The following is a 19,877-nucleotide window of genomic DNA, read 5'->3' on the forward strand; positions in this document are numbered from 1 at the left end:
CACCCGCCGAATACGAAACCAACTACTACCTCACAACCACGAAACCCCAGGTCACAACCACAATCTGAAGTCTCTACCGAACCCGGAACGGTTCACTGAGAGTTGTGAGGACCGTGTGGGCAAGAGGATCGAACCTGCGCTGGGGAAGCTATTCCTGGAGCGACTGGACGTCGTAGGAAGCGTGTTCGGGGGTGGGTGGGAACGCCCTGACTTGCGGAATATCCAGACCTGGGCTGGGGTGTGAACCCTGGTGGACGGCGGTGAATGAGACCAGAACTGAGACCGGGACGCGGGCCACGCCGCGCCATGCCCTGAAGACGGCATAGACATCGGGACGGACGGCCGTGATGAGGGCTCTCAACTCCTCCTCAAGCTGCCGACGCAGAGGGCGTAGACGTGCAAGGGAGATGGTTCCTACACCACGGGCAAGAGCATCTGGGGCGAGCGCTCTTGGCCCAGACGGTCTCGCCCCGGGGGCGCTCGAACTTAGGGCTGGTCGTGTTCTGTCGGCTCCTGCTCCGTGTCCAGCCGCCGCCACAACCGTTCCGCAATCTCCACCAGTGTCCCCTCTCCGGGAATTTTCCACTGCTTGGGTCCCTGGACAGCACTCCACTGTTCCCGCCATTCGGCTTGCTGCCAGATGCGATTCACCAGCCCACTCGGCGAGTAGCGTCGGCCATCAGCCTCCCAGAGGATCGGCGCTTTGCGGTCGTTGAGCCAGGTGCCCCGCCGTCGGCGCGGGTCCTGGTCGAGCCAGGCGCCGATGGCCCGCTCTTCGGTGTCACTGGGCGCGTAGGCCAGCGGCGTGCCATCGGGGATGAGGTCGTGGTCCACGAGGAGATGAATGGTCGGGGGCCGCTTCGCACGCTTCTTGCTGGCTGCCATCACAAACGCCGAGAGGTCAGGGGTATCGCTCCCTGCGTCGAGCGTCAGCAAGACCGCCTGGACAAGCTGTCTGGACTTCTCCTCGCTGGCAAAGGTACTCGTGATGTAGCTCTTGCTGGTGAAGAGTTTGTCAACCATGCCGATCAGGCCGGCCAGGACGCGTTGTACCTGGTCAGGCACGCCCTGCAGAATCGTGTCCCAATCGCTGTCGGGTTCTTCAATCACCTCGCTGCCGATTCGCTGGAACACCACATGGGCCGCCAGTAGCGCCCCACTGTCCGCGATGGACGCCGCCCTTCCTGATAGCGCCGACCGGAGTTTCGTGAGCTCGTTCCGAATTTCTCGCAGGACCTGTACGGAACGCCAGATCTGGTAGGCGCTTGCCTGTTGCCCGAATAGGCGGGTGTAGGCGCCGTCAGCGCCTTCCTTCCACAGAGCCTCGGTCGACCCTTTTACCCGTACCGCGAAGGTGGGGTCCCGATACGCACAGGCGAGAGCGGTGGCTGCCTCGGTAACCGAGCAGCCAGACTCGGGAGCCGGGTCCATTTCTCCACGCCGGAAGACGTACTCTTTGTCGAGTGAGAGCTTGAAGTCCTTCTGGATCTCGCTCTGCACCGGATCAATAGCGATAAAGTCCCGGCGCTCCATGTGGTTCTGGGTGTTGGTGGCTTTGGTGACACTTTGTGCGAACCCCTCAGGCGTCCCCTCTACGGAGACAATCCGCACGGAGACGTAGGCTTCTGTCACCGCGTCCGGGTCCTTCTCGAAGGCTCGGTTGGCTGAGGTGACGGTCTGTGCACCGTTCACGACGCTCGCGTTGCGGAGAGTCAGGGAGATGGGTGCTCCGGTCGCCCGCTTCGCAAAGAATTCCCGTTCGATGGTGTCGCACTGCACCGTGATGCCGTTGTGGCGGTAGAGGAAGCCGTCAGGGTCCTCCAACATGCTGTCGACCAAAGTCTTGTTGACTCCCGTGAGCCCGAGCGACTTGCGGACGTTACGGTCATAGAGGCGCTCGCCGTTGTCTGCGTACCACCGGGCGAGCTCTGCGGCGCTCACCTCACCAACGATGGCCTTGTAAGGGGTCTCGCGGTCGTGCCAGCCCTCGGTCATCTTCGCGGTCACACTGATGGGCTCTGGCTCCAGCTCTTCCCGAATAGCCCGGTGGAAGTCAGCCTGGTCCACCACTCGGTATTCGACAGTACGGCCGAGTCCCCCGAATTCACGGGCTGCCTCATCCAGGATGTTGCGTGTCTCCGGTGAAATCTGGCCGTCCCCCATCAATGCGACGACTAGGTGCACTTTACAGGTGGGCAGTTTGAGGACGCCGTGCACCCGGTCCCCGAGCAGTCGCAGGCGTTCATTGAAGTGGTCGAAGTCCCGGTTATCGAGCTTCTTAAGGCCGTGGATTAGCTTGAGTGCCGCCTCAGTGTCGAAGCCTGCTGTCCCCGAGTTCTTCCATTTAGCCTGGATTAGCCAGAGTTCCGTTCCGGAAGCGGAGAAGGCCACGGAGTCGATGCCGAAGTCGGCTCTGCCATCGATTACCCCAGCGGCTGCCTCGTCTGAGGTGCAGTCGGTCAGAATGCGAGCTGCCCTCGCCGAGACGGCCCGGGATAAGAGAGCGGTTTCCCGCTCCGTAGGATCCTTCTTCTCGAAGTCGTCCATGGAAATCCGGTCAGTGAACTCCCTCAGTAGGGCCTCACGAATCTGCCGAACCTCCAGCGGCATCGCCTGCGTGCTCTTCCTCATCCCCGCCCCACTACTCCCCTGGTCTCACTCTGACCACCCAGCGTACCCAGGTGATGCAGAGCATGGTGGTGAAGCCTGCAGTGCGTAGCAGTTCCGGGGCTGAGGGGCGGACTGCTGTACTTCACGGCCGCGCGTTCCACTACGACACGATCCTTGACAAGCTGATGGACGAACCGCTTGGCGAGTTCGCCCGCCCCTGCGCTGCTGCTGACAGCACCTAACCGATTGCGCACTGAGGGACGCCGGGCATGGAATGATTTTGGCCCCTTTTGGGCATCGAACGGGCCGTGGAAGAAGCGATGTTGGCATGGGCGAGGCGGGTAGCCGAGAACGAGCTCAGCGAGGTGCTTCCCCGACGGTGGGCGCATTCGCAGGGCGTGGCGGCGCGTGCCGCCGGGCTCGGCCCGGCCCTGGCAGGGAACGCTGAGCTGTTGTTTTCTGCAGCAGTGCTGCATGACGTGGGCTACGCGCCCCGGCTGGCGGAAACCGGCTTTCACCCGCTAGACGGGGCGCGGTTTCTCCGAGACGAGCATGGTGCTGATGAGCGATTGGTGCGCTTGGTGGCGAACCATTCGTTCGCGTTGCTGGAAGCCGAGGAGCGCGGGTTGATGGAGGTGCTGGAGCGCGAGTTCCCGTTGTTAGATGAGGCTCTGCTTGTGGATGCGCTTGTCTACTGCGACATGACAACCACACCGGATGGCACAGTCACTTCGACCGATGCTCGCCTGGCCGAGATCGCCAACCGGTACGAATCTGGCGGCCCGGTGGGGCGGTTCATCCGTCGCGCTTCGCCGGACATCCTCGCGGCTGTGAGTCGGGTGGAGGCGGCGCTGGCGGCTCAGCCCAGGTAGGGGTATGCGCCGGCCAGGTAGTCGCCGATCTGCTGGCGCATGCTGGGGTGGATGTCGTACTGGTCCAGGTGGCTGGGCTGGACGTAGCGGACGCCGTCGGCTTCGTCGTTGATCGTGGGCTCGCCGCCCACCGGTCGCCCGATGTAGGTGTTCTCGTACTGCTGGCGGATCTCGCCGTCGGTGTAGGCCACGATGTGGTTCGGGTTCGTGTAGACCCCCAGGAAGCCCGTGACCTCGGCGATGATGCCGGTCTCTTCCAGGCATTCCCGCACCGCGCACTGCGCCGCGGTCTCGCCGATGTCCTGTGCGCCGCCCGGCAGGGCCCATTGGCCGGTGTCCCTGCGGCGTTGGAGGAGTATGGCGCCGTTGTCGTCGACGACGAGCAGGTTGTTGGCGGGGATGAGGGTGTTCGCCTTGGGGGCCTTGGGGTCGTTGTAGTACTCAGTCCTGCCCATGTGGCGAGGGGCCCTCCTGGTCTGGTGTCCAGGGCCGTGCGGCGGCCCAGACAGCTTCGAAACTCTGAGCGTAGTTGTCGAACCAGCCTGCGGTGTCTGCTCTGCGGAGATGGAGGAGGGGGTTGGCGCTGGCGGGCTGGCCCCAGACGTGCGGGTTGATCAGAAGATCATCGTCGTACCGGAACATGGAGGTGTAGAGCGTGGTGTCGTGCAGCCTCACCTCGCAGCCGGCCTCGGACAACAGGGGCCGGTAGTAGGTGAGGGAGGCGCGGATTTTGGCGGCGAGTGTGTCGCCGATTCCTTCTTCGTGGCCCCGGATTGCTGCGGCCCGGCCCTTCGAGTCGCCGAAGCAGAGCCGCACTCGCACCCCGGTTGACGCGCGCTCGGCGAGCATCTTGGCGACGTGCGGGTTGGACTGGGCGAAGAAGGTGCCGGAGAAGACGAGGACGCTGATCTGCTCCTGGGCGCCGTTGAGCAGCGACAGCCATGTGTCTCGCGGGACGCTCGCCCGGTTCTGGTAGGTCCCGACCAGCTCCTGCCCTGCCCCTGCGAGTTGCTGCGGCGTGGTCGGCGCCGGTGCGGGCCAGAGAAACAGTTCTTCGACCCGTAAGTGCTTGGCGACGCGGAAGCGGTGGCGAGGATGGGGAACGCGCCCGCCAAGCCACCGGCCAACGGTCTTGGGGTCCACCTCGCAGACTTCGGCGAGTGATTCAGGTGGGATGCCGCGCTGGGCGAGCACGGAGTGCAATCGCTCGTTCACAGATGCCATACAAGCCGAGACAGGTCAGGAGCGGCAAGGACGTTTCGGGACGTTCCACAGAAGGAGGGGGCCATGTCCGCTGTATTTACGCTGGATGCATGGAGCTCATCGTCCTGTGGGACATCGACCACACCCTCATCGAGAACGCCGGGGTCAGCAAGGAGATCTACGCCGCCGCCTTCACGGCCCTGGCGGGAAGGGCGCCCGCGGGTCCGGCGCGGACGGAAGGGCGTACGGACCGGCTGATCATGCGCGACATGTTCGAGCGGAACGGCCTGGCCGAGCCGGACTGGACCGTTATCGAGGGGGCGCTGTCCGGCGCAGGTGAGGCGCGTCTCCAGGACCTGAGCCGCCGGGGGACAGCCCTGCCCGGCGTGCGGGAAGTCCTGAAGGAGGTCTCCGTGCGACGCAGTTGGGTGTCGTCGGTGCTCACCGGCAATATCGCGGACAACGCTCGCGTGAAGGTCGCGGCCTTCGGCCTTGATCCCCTCCTCGATCTGTCGGTGGGCGCTTACGGGGCCGACGCCCTTCAGCGCCCCGGCCTGGTCGCTGTGGCTCGGGAGCGTGCCCAGCGGCTGCGGGGCGCCCAGGATGGTGTGCCCGTCGTGCTGGTCGGAGACACCCCGAGGGACGTGGAGGCCGCACTCGCCACGGGCTCCGAGATCATCGCGGTCGCCTCCGGCGTCCACAGCACCGAAGAGCTGGCAGGCGCCGGTGCTCGGACGGTCCTGCCCGATCTGGCGGACACCGGCCGTGTTCTCGGGATTCTGGAGGCGCTCTCCGCACGCTGAAAACGTCCCAGGACGTCCTCGGAGCGTCCCGATACGCGGTGACGAGGTCCGTGCCTGTCCCGCCAATATCAGGTCTCCCACCAGGCAAGCGCCTCGAAGGAGACCCTCGTGATCAGCGAAGTCACCGGGATCCGCAGGATCCGGATGCTGTACCTGCAGTTGCTCTACCGTTGCAACTTCGAATGCCTGCACTGCTTCCACGGCAAGCGGCTCCAGCACGCCGACGCCTTCACCATGGACGAGGCGGTCAACCTCCTCACGCTGATGCGCGACGAGTACGGCACCGAGGCCGTCACCCTGCTGGGCGGCGAGCCGTTCGTCTACCGAGACCTCGCCCAGGTCGTCCGGTACGCCAAGCGGGACCTGGGCATGCAGGTCGAGATCTGCACCAACGGCTACCGGATCGAGCGCCGGCTGGCTGAGATCGCTCCCGACCTGGACCTGCTCCGGGTATCACTGGAGGGCATCGGCACAACCAACGACAAGATCCGCAAGTTCGGAAGCTACCGCAGTGCCCTGAGCGCCCTCGAAATCGCGCAGCAGCTCGACGTCCGCGCCGGCGCGACCATGACGGTCACCTCACGCAACATCGATGAGGTCCTGCCGCTCGCACGCACACTGCAGCACTACGGGGTGGAGCAGCTGAAACTCCACTGCCTCCGGCCGGTCGGCAACGCAGCGGATCACCCCGAGCTCCTCGTCAACGACGCCACGGCCTACAGCCGTCTGCGGGAGCGCCTGGCCTCGGCCGAGCTGGACATCGAGGTGATCCTCGACGAGGACCTGTCCGAGCTCGGTGCGCCGGTCGCCTGCCTCCCTGCGGGGGGCCCTGTGGAGATCGAGCGGATCGAGGCCGACCCGCGCGGCGCGCTCACCATGTCCTGCAAGGCTGTCGGCAAGGACTCGCACGCCTTCTGGTACGACAAGCTCGCCGGCCACATCGACCACCGGCCGTCCGCCACCGACGAGCTCACGCTCGCGGTGCCGGACGTGGTGTACGGACGTGTCTGACCCGGCGTCGTTCGAGAGCGTCGAAGGGCTCCGCGGCACCGGTAAATCCACCCTGGCCCCCATGCTCGCGGCAGCCCGTGGCGCGGTACTGGTCCCGACCGTGCCGCCCACCTACCAGGCACAGCGGCAAGAGGTCGACCGGCTGGGAAACACAGAGGCACGCATGTGCTTCTACCTCTCGGCCCTGTTCACCGCCACCGATCAGATCCAGCGGTACCTGTCCGCCGGCACCCCGGTCGTCGTCGAAAGCTACTTCGCACGCTGCCTGGCCAACCACCGCGCTTTCGGAGCCAACCTCTCCATATCCCTGCCGCCGGGCCTCCCTCGTCCCATCACCCACTACCTCGTCTGCGCGGAGGACGAGCGGCAGCGCCGACTCACCAGGCGCGACAAGCCCGTATCACGGTGGGACGCCCTCGCCGAGATCACCGCAGACAAGATCACCGACGCCTACGCCTCGTTCCCGATGCACCGCGTGAACACCACCGGTCTCACCCCTGACGAGGTACTCCAAGCCGTCCTGAGCACCCACCCGCAAGGAGAGCAAGCCAGTGCAGACACCCAGCATGTGGCGGCACACCCTCACCTTCTTCCCTCAGTTCCTCGCCGCGCTGAAGGAGCGTACGGAGCCTGACTCCACCGTGACGGTCATCGGCGCGAGCGACGGCAGACTCGTCGTGCCCCTGGCCGCGGCCGGCTACCGAGTCATCGCCATCGAGCGCGACCCACTCGCCCTCCACGGCGGCGAGGTCCAACTTCCGGGTGGCAGAACCGGTCACGCGACGGGCATGATCGAGCGGCTGAAGCAGGAAGGGCTTGACGACCGTGTCCAGGTCGTGGAGGAGGACTTCCTCGCCTCCGACCCCGTCACCGCCCCCCGTGATGCTGTCTGGACGAGCTGCTCGTGGCATTACAGTGCCAACCACCACCGGCCGTTGGGCGAGTTCGTCCACCGCATGCAGCGCGTGGTCCGGCCCGGCGGTCTGTTCGGCGCGGAGTTCATGATGCCCCTCACACAACGCCACCACGTGCTGGAGCACTACACATCCCCCGAGAAGCTCCGGCGTTACTTCATCGGCGACTGGGACGTCCTGCTCACCCTGCGGACCAACGAGTTCACCGAGCAGGCGCACGTCGGACAGCTGCAGGACCACACCCACCGCATGGGCCTCCTCCTCGCCGCCCGTGCGTCCACCCCCTCCTAGAGCTACGGGAAGAAGGACCTATGAAGCACGAGTACGAGGCGAAGTTCCTCGCTGTCGACGTCGACGGCCTCCAGGCCAAGCTGACAGCGCTCGGAGCCGTCCAGGCATTTCCGCGCACCCTCCTCACCCGGAAGATCTTCGAGAACGACGCCCTCGGAGGCGGCGCCTGGGTCCGTCTGAGGGACGAGGCCACCCGCTCCACGCTCACGCTGAAGCAGGTCACCGACTCCACGACGATCGACGGCACCACCGAGATCGAGACCGAGGTGTCCGACCTGCACGCCATGGCCGAGATCCTCCGCAACGTCGGCCTGCGCGAGGTGCGCTACCAGGAGAACTACCGCGAGGAGTGGCGCCTGGGCGAAGTCGCCTTCGACTTCGACACCTGGCCGGACCTCCCCACCTTCGTCGAGATCGAGGGACCCGACGAGGCATCGGTCCGCCAGGCAGCCGCCTTGCTCGACCTCGACTACACCGAGGCGCGATTCGGCAGCGTCGACGAGATCTACAAGAGCGAAGCCGGCAGGGACATCCTCGCCGAACCCACGCTCCTCTTCGCCGACGCCGACAAGCAGGAGCAGACCGGGGCGGTTGTACCGAGCGAGTGATCTTGAGGACCGAGCGTGTTCGTCGAACTGGCGGAGGTCCGGGACAGGCGCCTGCACGGTGCCCGGCGCGCTGCGGCAACGGTTCTGTTCATCCTCGGTGTACCCGAGTGGGTCGTGACGCAGATCATGGGCTGGTCGTCCACGGCGATGGCGGCCCGGTGCCAGCACGTGACGGGCGGCATCCTCACCGACGATACGCAGCGGCCGGGGACTCATCCGGGAAGTGGCCAACGACGATGACGACAGTGGTGCGGAGGGATCCGAAGAATCTTGTTGAGACTACGAATACGTCGAAGGCCCCCGCAGCAAGCTGCGGGGGCCTTCGACGTATTGCCCGGTGAGAGCAATGGCGGAGGATACGAGATTCGAACTCGTGAGGGGTTGCCCCCAACACGCTTTCCAAGCGTGCGCCCTAGGCCACTAGGCGAATCCTCCGCCGCAAACAATACAAGACGTTGGAGGGTGCTCGCGAACACGTTCGCCGAAGATCGTCCGGAGGCGGCCCGAGGCGTGGTTCGGCTGTCGTTCGGCGGGGGGAGGGTGGGTGGACCGGAGGGGGTGGGGATCCGCTAAGGTGGGCAGCAGCCCCTCACGTGGCGCTATCTGACTGAACTCCCCCAGGGCCGGAAGGCAGCAAGGGTAGGTCGGCTCTGGCGGGTGCGTGGGGGGTCCTTTGCGTTTCCGGGGGCGTTGTCGCCGGGAGCGGCCCCGGGCTGCCCCGGGCGCTGTGCGCAGGCCTGAGGGTGAGGTGGCTCGGGCGGTGTGGGGCCGGTTGTCGGTCGGCCCCGATAACCTCGTAGGTGTGTCGTCCCTTGCGCTGTACCGCCGCTACCGCCCCGAGTCGTTCGCCGAGGTCATCGGTCAGGAGCATGTCACTGACCCGCTCCAGCAGGCCCTGCGGAACAACCGGGTCAATCACGCGTACCTGTTCAGTGGGCCGCGCGGCTGTGGAAAGACGACCAGCGCGCGCATCCTCGCCCGCTGTCTGAACTGCGAGCAGGGGCCCACGCCGACCCCGTGCGGAGCGTGCCAGTCCTGCCAGGACCTCGCACGCAACGGGCCGGGGTCCATCGATGTGATCGAGATCGACGCCGCCTCGCACGGTGGTGTGGACGACGCCCGTGATCTGCGGGAGAAGGCGTTCTTCGGGCCCGCCTCCAGTCGTTACAAGATCTACATCATCGACGAGGCGCACATGGTCACCCCGGCGGGCTTCAACGCCCTGCTGAAGGTGGTCGAGGAGCCGCCGGAGCACCTCAAGTTCATCTTCGCGACGACCGAGCCCGAGAAGGTCATCGGGACGATCCGGTCACGTACACACCACTACCCGTTCCGGCTGGTGCCTCCGGGGACCCTGCGCAGCTATCTCGCCGATGTCTGCGAGCGGGAGAACAGCTTCGTCGAGGACGGCGTCCTCCCGCTCGTCGTGCGCGCCGGGGCCGGGTCCGTGCGTGACTCGATGTCCGTCATGGACCAGCTGCTGGCCGGTGCGGGCGACGACGGTGTGACCTATGCCATGGCCACCTCGCTCCTCGGGTACACCGACGGCTCGCTGCTCGACTCGATCGTCGACGCCTTCGCCGCCGGCGACGGGGCCGCCGCCTTCGAGGTCGTGGACCGGGTCATCGAGGGCGGCAACGATCCGCGTCGGTTCGTCGCGGACCTGCTGGAGCGGCTCCGCGACCTGGTGATCCTCGCCGCGGTGCCCGACGCCGGGGAGAAGGGCCTCATCGACGCACCCGCCGATGTGGTGGAGCACATGCAGGCCCAGGCCTCCGTCTTCGGCGCCGCCGAGCTGAGCCGCGCCGCCGACCTGGTCAACGACGGGCTCACGGAGATGCGTGGGGCCACCTCACCGCGGCTCCAGGTGGAGCTGATCTGCGCCCGGGTCCTGCTGCCCGCCGCCTACGACGACGAGCGGTCGCTGCAGGCCCGCCTCGACCGGCTGGAGCGCGGGGCCTCGGCCGCCGCTGCCGCCGGGTTCGCCGTCCCGCCCGCCGCCGCGGCGGCGATGGGGTACGCACCGGGCCCCGACGCTCACGCCCCCCAGGCCCACGCCCCCCAGGCCGCGGGTCCGGACGCGCCCCGTGCCGCCGCATGGGGCGAGGCGCCGCCCGCCGCTCCCGCACCCGCGATGCCCCCCGCCTACGCGCCGCCCGCCGCCGAGCCCGCCCCGCAGGCTCCCGCAGAGGCCCACCCGGCTGTCCCGCAGGCCCCCGAGCCCGCCCAGAGGTCCGGGTCCTGGCCCGTCTCGGCCGACGGGGACCAGGCCCGTCGCCCCGGCGGCTGGCCCACCGCGTCCGCCCCCGGCAGCGGCCCGGCCCCCGCCGTCACCCCGCCGCCCGCCGCCGCTCCGGCGGCCCCCGTCGCCCCGGCCGGGCCCGAGGGCGGTCAGAGCATGGCCCAGGGCGCCGCCCAGGTGCGGAACATGTGGCCGGACATCCTGGAGGCGGTCAAGAACCGCCGACGTTTCACCTGGATCCTGCTCAGCCAGAACGCCCAGGTCGCCGGGTTCGACGGGACGACGCTCCAGCTCGGCTTCCTCAACGCCGGCGCCCGCGACAACTTCGCCAGCAGCGGCAGCGAGGAGGTGCTGAAGCAGGCCCTCGCCGAACGGTTCAACGCCCAGTGGCGCATCGAAGCGGTCATCGACACCTCCGGTGGCGGCGGGACGCCCCCGGGGCTCGGCGCGGGCGCCGGGCGCCCCGCACCCCAGTACCAGCCCGCCCCGGCAGCCCCCGCCGCCCCGGTCGCGTACGAGCCCCGGCCCCAGCACTCCGCCCCGCGGCAGTCCGAGCCCCCGCCGCAGGGGCAGCAGCAGGCGCCGCAGCCTTCCTCCGCGCCGCCGCAGGGCCGGGAGGCCGCGCCCGCCCCCGAGACCTCCCACCGTTCGTACGGGGCGGAGCCGCCGCGATCCGTCGCCCCCGAGGACGACACCCCGGAGGCGGATGATCCGGATCTCGTCGACTCCGCCCTCTCCGGCCACGAGTTGATCGTCCGCGAGCTGGGCGCCACGGTCGTCGAGGAGTTCACCAACGAGCAGTGACGACGAGCGGTGACGACCGCGGTGACGACCAGCGGCGACGACCAGCGGTGACGAGCAGTGACGCGGTGACGGCGGGAACGTGAGGCCACCTGTCCACGGACCGGCGGCCGTCGGGGCTCCCCGCGCCCGGCGGCTAGGCTGCACCACGTGAAGGTCCTCGTCATCGGCGGCGGCGCCCGCGAACACGCCCTGTGCCGCTCTCTGTCCCTCGACCCCGATGTCACCGCTCTGTACTGCGCCCCCGGCAACGCCGGCATCGCAGAGGTGGCCGAACTGCACCCGGTCGACGCGCTCGACGGCGACGCCGTCGCACGCCTCGCGACCGGGCTGGGCGCCGGGCTGGTGGTCGTCGGCCCGGAGGCGCCGCTCGTCGCCGGGGTCGCCGACGCCGTGCGCGCGGCCGGCATCCCCTGTTTCGGCCCCTCCGGCGAAGCCGCGCAGCTGGAAGGCTCCAAGGCGTTCGCCAAGGACGTCATGGCCGGCGCCGGCGTTCCCACCGCCCGCAGCTACGTCTGCACCACCCCCGCGGAGATCGACAAGGCCCTCGACGCCTTCGGCGCCCCGTACGTCGTCAAGGACGACGGCCTCGCGGCCGGCAAGGGCGTCGTCGTCACCGAGGACCTGGTCGCGGCCCGCGCCCACGCGCTGTCCTGTGACCGCGTGGTCATCGAGGAGTTCCTCGACGGCCCCGAGGTCAGCCTTTTCGCGATCACCGACGGCACCACGGTCCTCCCGCTCCAGCCCGCCCAGGACTTCAAGCGGGCCCTCGACGGCGACGAGGGCCCGAACACCGGCGGCATGGGCGCCTACTCCCCGCTCCCGTGGGCGGACCCCAAGCTGGTCGACGAGGTCCTCCGGACCGTGCTCCAGCCGACCGTCGACGAGCTGCGCCGACGGGGCACGCCCTTCTCCGGGCTGCTCTACGCGGGCCTCGCGATCACCTCGCGCGGCGTGCGGGTCATCGAGTTCAACGCCCGCTTCGGCGACCCGGAGACCCAGGTCGTGCTGGCCCGGCTGAAGACCCCGCTGGCCGGTGTCCTGCTCGCCTCCGCCAACGGAACCCTCGACGCCCTCCCGCCGCTGAACTGGCGCGACGACGCCGCGGTCACCGTGGTCATCGCCTCGCACAACTACCCGGACACCCCGCGCACCGGCGACCCGATCGACGGGCTCGCGGACGTCGCGGCGCAGGATGCCCCCGACGCGTACGTCCTGCACGCCGGGACCCGCGCCGAGGGCGACGCGGTGCTCAGCGCGGGTGGCCGCGTCCTCTCGGTGACCGCGACCGGCAAGGACCTCACGGCGGCCCGGGAGCGTGCCTACACCGCGCTCGGCCGGATCCGCCTGGACGGCTCCCAGCACCGTACGGACATCGCCCTGAAGGCCTCGCAGGACTGAGGCCCGCAGAGCCGGGCCGCCAGACCGCCGGGCCCCGCAGACACGCAGGCCCCGCAGCCCCTCGCGCCCGCCCGCCCCCGTACGCCACCGGCGTACGCGGCAGGCGCGAGGGGCTGCCCCCTGCCCGCGCCCAGGAGAGCCGGCCGGCCGGGGCGCTTGCCCATGAAGGCGAACACGTCAGCAGCTTTACCCAAAGCCATTCCATCGGGTGACGACTGGGCCATCCGGATGACGGCTGCCGGAGCCCCAACTAGGGTGCGGCGCAAGCGTTCGGGCACTTGGCCCACCGGCATTGCGATGTCGGTGACGGGTGCCACAGTGGGGGAGTGAGCAACACCGTCGCGGGGCAGAGGGGGTGACGTCCGGCCGTGTCCGGTATCGATGTGGGTGAGGAGCTGGGTGCGCGGGCCGCACAGGCCCGAGCGCTCTCCCTGCTGCGGATCCGCAGCAGGGCACTGGCCGTGGCGATCCTGCCCGCGGCCGTCGCCGTCGTGCTGTTCGCGGCGGGCGCGCAGGGCCACCTGTCCGGTCCGGCCTGGGACGCCGTGCGCTGGACGGTCCTCGGCGTCGCGGTCGTCGTGCTGCTGGTGACCGTCCTGGTCGCCGTCTCGGTGGCCCGCGCGCGGCCCGCCACGAGTCCGACCGTCCCCGTGCCGGAGAAAGGGGCCCCCGACCTCTACCGCCTGGTCCGGGACCTGGCCGACCGGCTCGACGTGCCCGCGCCCTCGGCCATAGCGCTGACCCCGGACTGCGACAGCTGGCTGGAGGACCGGACGCACCGCGCGCTCCGGAAGGGCGCGGGGGCCGCGGCGGAGGCCGGGGACGCCGCACCCGTCCTGGTCATCGGCTCGCCGTTCCTGTGGTGGATGCGGGTTGCCGAGCTCCGCGCGGTCCTCGCCCCCGTGGTGGCGGGCACCGGCCCGTCCGTGCACCCCGACATAGCCGCCGCCCGCCGCTTCGTACGCGGCCTGGACGCCTCGATCGCCGATGCCGCCGCCCCCGGCCGGGGCGCGGTGCGCGGGGCGCCGCTCGCCTTCGTCGGCTGGGTCTCCCGGATGCTGCTGCGGGCCTGCCGGGACCATGCCGCCGAGATGGAGCGCTGTGTGGCGACGGCCGCGTCCATGCGCGCCCGGACGGTCGACCACGGGCTGCGGATCTCCGCCCAGGAACAGGTCGGCCTCGCCTATGCCGGCTGGGACCGGCTGCTGACCCGGGTGGCGCTGCCCGCCTGGCGGATGGGCCGCTGGCCCTCCCGGCTGGACGCCGGGGTCGTCTCCGCGCTCACCGAGCTGTCCCGCCGGGACCGGCTGGCCGAGGGCTTCGCCCTGCGCCTCGGCGAGCGGCCCGCCTGCGACCTGCTGGAGGAGCCCGGGGTGGCCGACGAGGCGGCGTCCCTGCTCGCGGCCCGGCTCTTCCACGGCGGCCCCGCCGAGAGCGGTCCGGGCTGGACGCCGGTGGACTGGCAGCAGTATCCCGACGAGGTCGTCGACCGCAAATGGCGTACGGAAGCGGCGCGGCTGCACCGGGTCCTGGACACCCTGGGCGTCCCCCGGGCCTCCGCCGCCGACCCGGCCGTCCCCACCCTGGCCCGGGTGATGGAGCATCTGTCCGGTTCCGGCGGACCCGGTGGTCCGGGCGAGGAGCTCGCCGCGGGCATCGGCGCGGCGGTCGCCCGTGAGGAGGCCGAGGCCCCAGGTCACGGCGGTCCGCAGCACGGCGGCCCGGGTCACGGCGGTCCGGGGGCCGGCGCGGCCGATGACCCCCTCGACCTCTGGGGGCCGGGACCGCTGCCCCTCTTCCCGCTCCAGCCGCCGCGTACGGGCACCGAGCTGCTCGCCGACCACGTCGCGGCCATGGTCTGCTGCGCGGCCGTGGACACGGCGGGCGCGGCCCCCGGCCTGGACTGGCTGGACGGCCCCGCCCTGCTCGTCGGCGGCGAGCGCCGGGCGGACTTCGCGACCCCGGTCCTCAGCCTCGTCGAGGACGGCGACCCGGACCCGCTGCTTTCCTGGCTCGCCGAGGTGGGAGTGCGCTCCGACAAGCCGGTCCGGCTGGTCTGAGCCACAGGGCCCGGCGCAGTCCGACCGGCCTGGCGACACGGTCCCACCGCCGGGCGACACGGTCCGACCGCCGGGCGACACGGTCCCACCGGCCGGGTGACACGGTCCCACCGGCCCGGCGACATGGTCCCACCGGCCGGGTGACACGTTCCCACCGGCTCGGCGACACGTTCCGACCGGCCCTGGCGACACGTTCCGACCGGCCCGAAGCCAGGGTCGCGCCGGTACCGCGCCGGTACCGCGCCGGTACGACGACGAGGTTCAGCTGGGCTCACCGACGGGGCCCAGTCCATCTCCGATGCCGCCAATTCGCGACGAAGGGTGACGAACCGCGTGCGTTATGTGATGTGCTGGGGATCAGCGCTGACATTCGGCGCACCAGAGTTGTCCGGGGGATCCTCCAGAGCTGTCCGGAGGATCCGAGGGAGGGGCGCGGCATGGGGGCGGAGCAGATTCGCCGGTGGGAGTCGGGCGCCCTCGCGCACGCGGTGAGCGATCCTTTCGGCCAGGGCCCGCTGCCCTGGCTGCGCGGCAGCGAGAACTACTTCGACGACACCGGCCACGTGGTTCCCTGGTACGCCGACCTCGCCCGCTCCAGCGGCGGCGGCACCCGTACCGCCGACGACGTGCACCGCCAGATCAAGGGCTTCGTCTCGCCCGGCGCGGCAGCTCCCGGCGAGGCCATCGACTTCCACATCACCGTGGACCCGCCCCAGCAGTTCTCCGTCGACGTCTACCGGATCGGTCATTACGGTGGCGACGGCGCGGCCAAGATCACCACGAGCCCGCGGCTCGCCGGCATCGTCCAGCCGCCGCCGCTCGCCGCCGACCGGACCGTCTCCTGCCACCACTGGTGGATGTCCTGGCGGCTCCAGATCCCGAGCTACTGGTCGGTCGGCGCGTACGTGGCCGTCCTGACCACCGCCGACGGCTACCGCTCGCACATCCCCTTCACCGTGCGCCACGACCACCCCGCCGACCTGTTGCTCCTGCTGCCCGACATCACCTGGCAGGCGTACAACCTCTACCCGGAGGACGGCCGCACCGGCGCCAGCCTCTACCACGCGTGGGACGAGCGGGGGCGGCTGCTCGGCGAGGAGGACGCCGCCGTCACGATCTCCTTCGACCGCCCGTACGCCGGGGCCGGCCTGCCACTGCACGTGGGACACGCGTACGACTTCATCCGCTGGGCCGAGCGGTACGGCTACGACCTCGCCTACGCCGACGCCCGCGATCTGCACGCGGGCCGCGTCGACCCCAGCCGCTACCGGGGCCTGGTCTTCCCCGGCCACGACGAGTACTGGACGCTGCCGATGCGCCGGGCCGCCGAGCGTGCCCGGGACTCCGGCACCTCGCTCGTCTTCCTCTCCGCCAACACCATGTACTGGCAGGTGGGCCTCGCCCCGTCGGCCTCCGGTGAGGCGGACCGGCTGCTGACCTGCCGCAAGCGCCGGGGACCCGGTAAGTCCTCCCTGTGGCGCGAGGTGGACCGGCCCGAGCAGCAGCTCCTCGGCATCCAGTACGCGGGCCGGGTGCCCGATCCACGCCCGCTCGTCGTGCGCAACGCCGAGCACTGGCTCTGGGACGCCACGGACGCGGTCGAGGGTGACGAGATCCCGGGCCTGGTCGCCGGTGAGGCCGACCGCTACTTCCCGCGCACCAGCCTGCCCGAGCACGACAACCGGATCCTGCTCGCCCACTCCCCGTACGAGGACTCCGAGGGCGCCACCCGGCACCAGGAGACCTCGCTCTACCAGGCCCCCTCCGGCGCGCTCGTCTTCGCCTCCGGCACCTTCGCCTGGTCCCCGGCCCTGGACCGCCCCGGGCACACCGACCCCCGGATCCAACGGGCCACGGCCAACCTCCTCGACCGGATCTGCAAACGGGACTGACCCGGGTCCTCGGAAACCCGCGACCGGGCCCAGGCCACCGGGCCCCGGGCCCCGGGCGAGAACCGGGCCGCGGATACGGGACAATCGGAACCGCTCCTGGATCAATCTACGCGGAGGCACCGTGTCCGGTTTTGTAGAAAAGCCCGAGCCCGTACAGGTTCCGGGCCTCACCCACCTGCACACCGGCAAGGTGCGTGACCTGTACCGGAACGAGGCGGGCGACCTCGTCATGGTCGCCAGCGACCGTGTCTCCGCGTACGACTGGGTCCTGCCCACCGAGATCCCCGACAAGGGCCGCGTCCTCACCCGGCTCTCGCTCTGGTGGTTCGACCAGCTCGCCGACCTGGTGCCCAACCACGTCATCTCCACCGAGCTGCCCCCGGGTGCCCCGGCCGACTGGGCGGGCCGCACCCTCATCTGCGAGTCGCTGCGGATGGTCGAGGTCGAGTGCGTGGCCCGCGGCTATCTGACCGGCTCCGGGCTCGTCGAGTACGACGCCACCCGTACGGTCTGCGGCATCGCCCTCCCCGAGGGCCTGGTCAACGGCTCCGAGCTGCCCGGCCCGATCTTCACCCCGGCCACCAAAGCGGCCGTCGGCGACCACGACGAGAACGTCAGCTACGAGGACATCGCCCGCGAGCTCGGCGCGGAGACGGCCGCCGAGCTGCGGCGCACGACGCTCGACGTCTACCGCCGGGCCCGGGACGTCGCCCACGGGCGCGGGATCATCCTGGCCGACACCAAGTTCGAGTTCGGCTTCGGGACCACCGAGGACGGGACCGAGCGGCTGATCATCGCCGACGAGGTGCTGACCCCGGACTCCTCGCGCTTCTGGCCCGCCGCCACCTGGGAGCCCGGCCGGGTGCAGCCCAGCTACGACAAGCAGTTCGTACGCGACTGGCTGACCTCGCCGGCCTCCGGCTGGGACCGGGCGAGCGAGCAGCCGCCCCCGGCGCTGCCGCAGGAGATCGTGGCGGCGACCCGCGCCAAGTACATCGAGGCGTACGAGGTGCTGACCGGCACCAACTGGGCGTAGCGGGAAACGGGTAAGCGGGAAGCGGATACGCGAAAGCCCCGGTCCGGGAGGACCGGGGCTTCCGCGTATCCGGAGCGGACGACCAGGTTCGAACTGGCGACCTCAACCTTGGCAAGGTTGCGCTCTACCAACTGAGCTACGTCCGCAGTGCGCCGAAGCGCGACGCCTACTATACCCAACCCCGCTCGCGTGCGAGACGCACCGCCGTATGCCGGTTCTCCGCACCGATCTTGGTGGCGGCCGACGACAGGTAGTTGCGTACGGTCCCCTGGGACAGGGAGGCCCGCTCCGCGATCTCCGTGACCGGAGCCCCGTCCGCCGCCAGTTCGAGCACCTCGGCCTCCCTGGCCGTCAGTGGGGAGTCCCCGGCGGAGATGGCGTCGGCCGCCAACTCGGGATCCACGTAACGGTTCCCGGCGTGGACGGTACGGATGATCTCCGCCAGCCGCCTGGCGCTGACCGTCTTCGGCACGAACCCCCGTACGCCGGCTGCCAGGGCCCGTTTGAGGTGCCCGGGGCGGCCGTGGCTGGTCACGATCATGGTGCGGCAGTGGGGCAGCTCGGCCCGCAGCGATGTGGCGACCTTCACACCGTCCGCGCCCGGCATCTGGAGGTCCAGGACGGCGACGTCGGGCCGGTGCGCCAAGGCCATCGCCAGGGCCTCGGGGCCGCTCGCCGCCTCCGCGACCACGACGAGGTCCTCCTCCAGGGCGAGCAGCGCGGCCAGCGCGCCCCGGATCAGGTGCTCGTCGTCGGCCAGCAGGACCCGCAGGGGCTGCGCGGTGGTCATCGTTCCTCCGGGAGGGCGGCAGGTGCGGCGGAAGGCTCGGGGGACGGTGCGAGGTGGCCGTTCGCATCCGGGCGGGGCGCCGTGAGCGGTACCGTCGCCGTCACCCGGAAGAGATCGTCGCCGGTGGCTCCGGCGGTGAGCGATCCGCCGAGCGCGCCGAGCCGTACCCGCAGCCCGGCCAGGCCCGAACCACCGCCGTCGTCGTCCGTGCCGCCGAGCGGTCGGGTGGCGCCGGCCCCGTCGTTCTCGACCTCCAGGACCACCGCGTCCCGCGTTCGTGCGAGCCGGATCCAGCAGTGGCGCGGGTCACCGTGGCGCAGGACGTTCGTCGCGGTCTCGCGCACCACCCAGCCGAGCGCGGCCTGGACGGCGGCGGGAGCTCCGATGCCGGCCGGTCCGTCCGCTCCCTCGACGGTGCAGGTGATTCCGGCGGCCTGCAACACGCCCTGAGCACCCATGAGTTCGGTGGGCAGGTCGGCCTCCCGGTAGCCGCGTACGACATCGCGGACCTCCTGCTGGGAGGCGCGGGCGATCCGCTGCACCTCGACCATCTGTTCCATCGCCGCAGGGTTCCCGCGCTGGGCCAGCTCCACGGCCAGCTCGCTCTTCAGGGCGATCACCGACAGGTTCCGGCCCAGCACGTCGTGCATGTCCCGGCCGAACCGCAGCCGCTCCTCCGCCACCGCCAGCCGGGCCTGCATGTCCCGCGCCTCCTCCGCCTGCCACATCACGGACAGGCTCCAGACGCTCGGCCGGGCCGAGAGGAGCACCAGCAGGATGACGACGACCAGCGAGACGACCGCCCCGAGCAGCAGCCCGCCCGGCACTCCCACGGCCGCCAGGAGCGCCACGACCGCCACCGAGAAGGCGGCGAAGTGGAGCAGGAACTTCCGGACCGGGACGAGCATGACGTACGGGATGGCGAAGGCCACGGGCAGGTCCAGCACCAGCAGCACGAGCCCTTGGCCCTTCACGCCTCCCACCGCGGCGAGTGCCACCAGAAGGCCGGTCATCACCACCTGGAGAGCGGCGGGCAGGCGCAACCGCCTGGGAGGGAACGGCTCCGTGCCCCGGTAGTCGTCGAAGGCCGGAGCCAGGTTGTGGCCGCTCAGCACGGACTGGGTGATGTTGGCGGCGAGGAACGCCGCTCCCAGGGCCATCGCCACCGGTCCCTCCTCCAGGGTCCCGCCGAGCGGCAGCAGCCCCCAGGAAACCGCGAAGAACCAGGTGATCGAGCAGAGCGTCACCCGCGTGTAGAGGTCGATGCGCTGAAGTTTGCTGCGCTCGTGCCAGCCGCGCCGCCAGCCCCGTACCCGACCGATCACGCCCCTCAGCCCCTTCAT

At 70.1% G+C, this 19,877-nt stretch carries 16 protein-coding genes, 2 tRNA genes, 1 other RNA gene and 1 pseudogene; 13 read left to right on the forward strand and 7 right to left on the reverse strand.

Going from position 1 to position 19,877, the window contains the following annotated elements:
* Positions 1-486: 486 nt before the first annotated feature.
* On the reverse strand, positions 487-2,631 hold the full coding sequence (locus ACZ60Q_RS33675) for an AIPR family protein (protein ID WP_469641374.1): 2,145 nt from the start codon (positions 2,629-2,631) through the stop codon (positions 487-489).
* A 299-nt stretch (positions 2,632-2,930) separates the two neighbouring features.
* On the opposite strand from ACZ60Q_RS33675, the gene ACZ60Q_RS33680 reads away from it, so the two are divergent.
* A complete protein-coding gene (locus ACZ60Q_RS33680; protein WP_469641432.1) occupies positions 2,931-3,482 on the forward strand; it encodes an HD domain-containing protein in 552 nt (183 codons plus the stop codon).
* Here the strand turns inward: ACZ60Q_RS33680 and ACZ60Q_RS33685 are convergent.
* Entirely contained in the window at positions 3,470-3,937 is a 468-nt protein-coding gene (locus ACZ60Q_RS33685) for an NUDIX hydrolase (RefSeq protein WP_469641375.1), read from the reverse strand. The two genes, ACZ60Q_RS33680 and ACZ60Q_RS33685, sit on opposite strands and share 13 nt — an antisense overlap.
* Positions 3,924-4,697: an XRE family transcriptional regulator gene (locus tag ACZ60Q_RS33690; protein WP_469641376.1), complete on the reverse strand. Its 774-nt coding sequence runs from the start codon at positions 4,695-4,697 to the stop codon at positions 3,924-3,926. The genes ACZ60Q_RS33685 and ACZ60Q_RS33690 overlap by 14 nt, the downstream gene beginning before the upstream one ends.
* Before the next feature lie 98 nt (positions 4,698-4,795).
* On the opposite strand from ACZ60Q_RS33690, the gene ACZ60Q_RS33695 reads away from it, so the two are divergent.
* From ACZ60Q_RS33695 to ACZ60Q_RS33720, 6 genes and pseudogenes are all read left to right on the forward strand, one after another.
* Positions 4,796-5,488, forward strand: coding sequence for an HAD family hydrolase (locus ACZ60Q_RS33695; RefSeq protein ID WP_469641377.1), 693 nt, complete (start codon positions 4,796-4,798; stop codon positions 5,486-5,488).
* A gap of 108 nt (positions 5,489-5,596) precedes the next feature.
* Positions 5,597-6,499 (forward strand): radical SAM protein, encoded by a 903-nt coding sequence (locus tag ACZ60Q_RS33700; protein WP_469641378.1) that lies wholly within the window; start codon positions 5,597-5,599, stop codon positions 6,497-6,499.
* The gene (locus ACZ60Q_RS33705) at positions 6,492-7,133 is read left to right on the forward strand and encodes a P-loop nucleotide/nucleoside kinase family protein (RefSeq protein WP_469641379.1); all 642 of its coding nucleotides are present in this window, start codon (positions 6,492-6,494) and stop codon (positions 7,131-7,133) included. The genes ACZ60Q_RS33700 and ACZ60Q_RS33705 overlap by 8 nt, the downstream gene beginning before the upstream one ends.
* Positions 7,051-7,704: an SAM-dependent methyltransferase gene (locus ACZ60Q_RS33710; protein ID WP_469641380.1), complete on the forward strand. Its 654-nt coding sequence runs from the start codon at positions 7,051-7,053 to the stop codon at positions 7,702-7,704. Before ACZ60Q_RS33705 ends, ACZ60Q_RS33710 begins: the two co-directional genes overlap by 83 nt.
* Before the next feature lie 20 nt (positions 7,705-7,724).
* The gene (locus ACZ60Q_RS33715; protein ID WP_469641381.1) at positions 7,725-8,312 is read left to right on the forward strand and encodes a class IV adenylate cyclase; all 588 of its coding nucleotides are present in this window, start codon (positions 7,725-7,727) and stop codon (positions 8,310-8,312) included.
* Positions 8,313-8,342: 30 nt separating this feature from the next.
* A pseudogene (locus tag ACZ60Q_RS33720) lies at positions 8,343-8,589 on the forward strand (site-specific integrase); the annotation flags it as partial.
* 70 nt (positions 8,590-8,659) lie between these two features.
* On the opposite strand, the gene ACZ60Q_RS33725 reads toward ACZ60Q_RS33720, so the two are convergent.
* Positions 8,660-8,747: transfer RNA gene (locus ACZ60Q_RS33725), tRNA-Ser, on the reverse strand.
* Positions 8,748-8,892: 145 nt separating this feature from the next.
* On the opposite strand from ACZ60Q_RS33725, the gene ffs reads away from it, so the two are divergent.
* The 6 genes from ffs (at position 8,893) to ACZ60Q_RS33755 (ending at position 17,744) form a co-directional block, all read left to right on the forward strand.
* Positions 8,893-8,989, forward strand: an RNA gene (ffs, locus tag ACZ60Q_RS33730) — signal recognition particle sRNA small type.
* A gap of 125 nt (positions 8,990-9,114) precedes the next feature.
* Positions 9,115-11,358, forward strand: a complete 2,244-nt coding sequence (locus ACZ60Q_RS33735) for a DNA polymerase III subunit gamma and tau (protein WP_469641382.1) — start codon at positions 9,115-9,117, stop codon at positions 11,356-11,358.
* A 147-nt stretch (positions 11,359-11,505) separates the two neighbouring features.
* Positions 11,506-12,756: a phosphoribosylamine--glycine ligase gene (gene purD / locus ACZ60Q_RS33740; RefSeq protein ID WP_469641383.1), complete on the forward strand. Its 1,251-nt coding sequence runs from the start codon at positions 11,506-11,508 to the stop codon at positions 12,754-12,756.
* A gap of 368 nt (positions 12,757-13,124) precedes the next feature.
* Positions 13,125-14,816 (forward strand): M48 family metalloprotease, encoded by a 1,692-nt coding sequence (locus tag ACZ60Q_RS33745; RefSeq protein WP_469641384.1) that lies wholly within the window; start codon positions 13,125-13,127, stop codon positions 14,814-14,816.
* 437 nt (positions 14,817-15,253) lie between these two features.
* Complete coding sequence (locus ACZ60Q_RS33750; RefSeq protein WP_469641385.1) at positions 15,254-16,708, forward strand: N,N-dimethylformamidase beta subunit family domain-containing protein; 1,455 nt, start codon at positions 15,254-15,256, stop codon at positions 16,706-16,708.
* 121 nt (positions 16,709-16,829) lie between these two features.
* Positions 16,830-17,744 carry a phosphoribosylaminoimidazolesuccinocarboxamide synthase gene (locus ACZ60Q_RS33755; protein ID WP_469641386.1) on the forward strand — a complete coding sequence of 305 codons (915 nt, stop codon included), beginning with the start codon at positions 16,830-16,832 and terminating at the stop codon, positions 17,742-17,744.
* Between the two features lie 73 nt (positions 17,745-17,817).
* Here ACZ60Q_RS33755 and ACZ60Q_RS33760 read toward each other — a convergent pair.
* The 3 genes from ACZ60Q_RS33760 to ACZ60Q_RS33770 all read right to left on the reverse strand — a co-directional run bounded on the left by ACZ60Q_RS33760 (position 17,818) and on the right by ACZ60Q_RS33770 (position 19,877).
* A tRNA-Gly gene (locus ACZ60Q_RS33760) sits at positions 17,818-17,890 on the reverse strand.
* Between the two features lie 23 nt (positions 17,891-17,913).
* Positions 17,914-18,534 carry a response regulator gene (locus ACZ60Q_RS33765; RefSeq protein ID WP_469641387.1) on the reverse strand — a complete coding sequence of 207 codons (621 nt, stop codon included), beginning with the start codon at positions 18,532-18,534 and terminating at the stop codon, positions 17,914-17,916.
* Positions 18,531-19,877 (reverse strand): sensor histidine kinase, encoded by a 1,347-nt coding sequence (locus ACZ60Q_RS33770; RefSeq protein WP_469641388.1) that lies wholly within the window; start codon positions 19,875-19,877, stop codon positions 18,531-18,533. The genes ACZ60Q_RS33765 and ACZ60Q_RS33770 overlap by 4 nt, the downstream gene beginning before the upstream one ends.

This window comes from Streptomyces sp. NPDC104313, from assembly GCF_055583985.1.

What these genes read in the sequence shown, in the direction of transcription:
- ACZ60Q_RS33675 (WP_469641374.1), bottom strand. Translation starts at nt 2,631, where the DNA reads ATGAGGAAGAGCACGCAGGCGATGCCGCTGGAGGTTCGGCAGATTCGT.
- ACZ60Q_RS33680 (WP_469641432.1), top strand. Translation starts at nt 2,931, where the DNA reads ATGTTGGCATGGGCGAGGCGGGTAGCCGAGAACGAGCTCAGCGAGGTG.
- ACZ60Q_RS33685 (WP_469641375.1), bottom strand. Translation starts at nt 3,937, where the DNA reads ATGGGCAGGACTGAGTACTACAACGACCCCAAGGCCCCCAAGGCGAAC.
- ACZ60Q_RS33695 (WP_469641377.1), top strand. Translation starts at nt 4,796, where the DNA reads ATGGAGCTCATCGTCCTGTGGGACATCGACCACACCCTCATCGAGAAC.
- ACZ60Q_RS33715 (WP_469641381.1), top strand. Translation starts at nt 7,725, where the DNA reads ATGAAGCACGAGTACGAGGCGAAGTTCCTCGCTGTCGACGTCGACGGC.
- ACZ60Q_RS33750 (WP_469641385.1), top strand. Translation starts at nt 15,254, where the DNA reads ATGGGGGCGGAGCAGATTCGCCGGTGGGAGTCGGGCGCCCTCGCGCAC.
- ACZ60Q_RS33765 (WP_469641387.1), bottom strand. Translation starts at nt 18,534, where the DNA reads ATGACCACCGCGCAGCCCCTGCGGGTCCTGCTGGCCGACGACGAGCAC.
- ACZ60Q_RS33770 (WP_469641388.1), bottom strand. Translation starts at nt 19,877, where the DNA reads ATGAAGGGGCTGAGGGGCGTGATCGGTCGGGTACGGGGCTGGCGGCGC.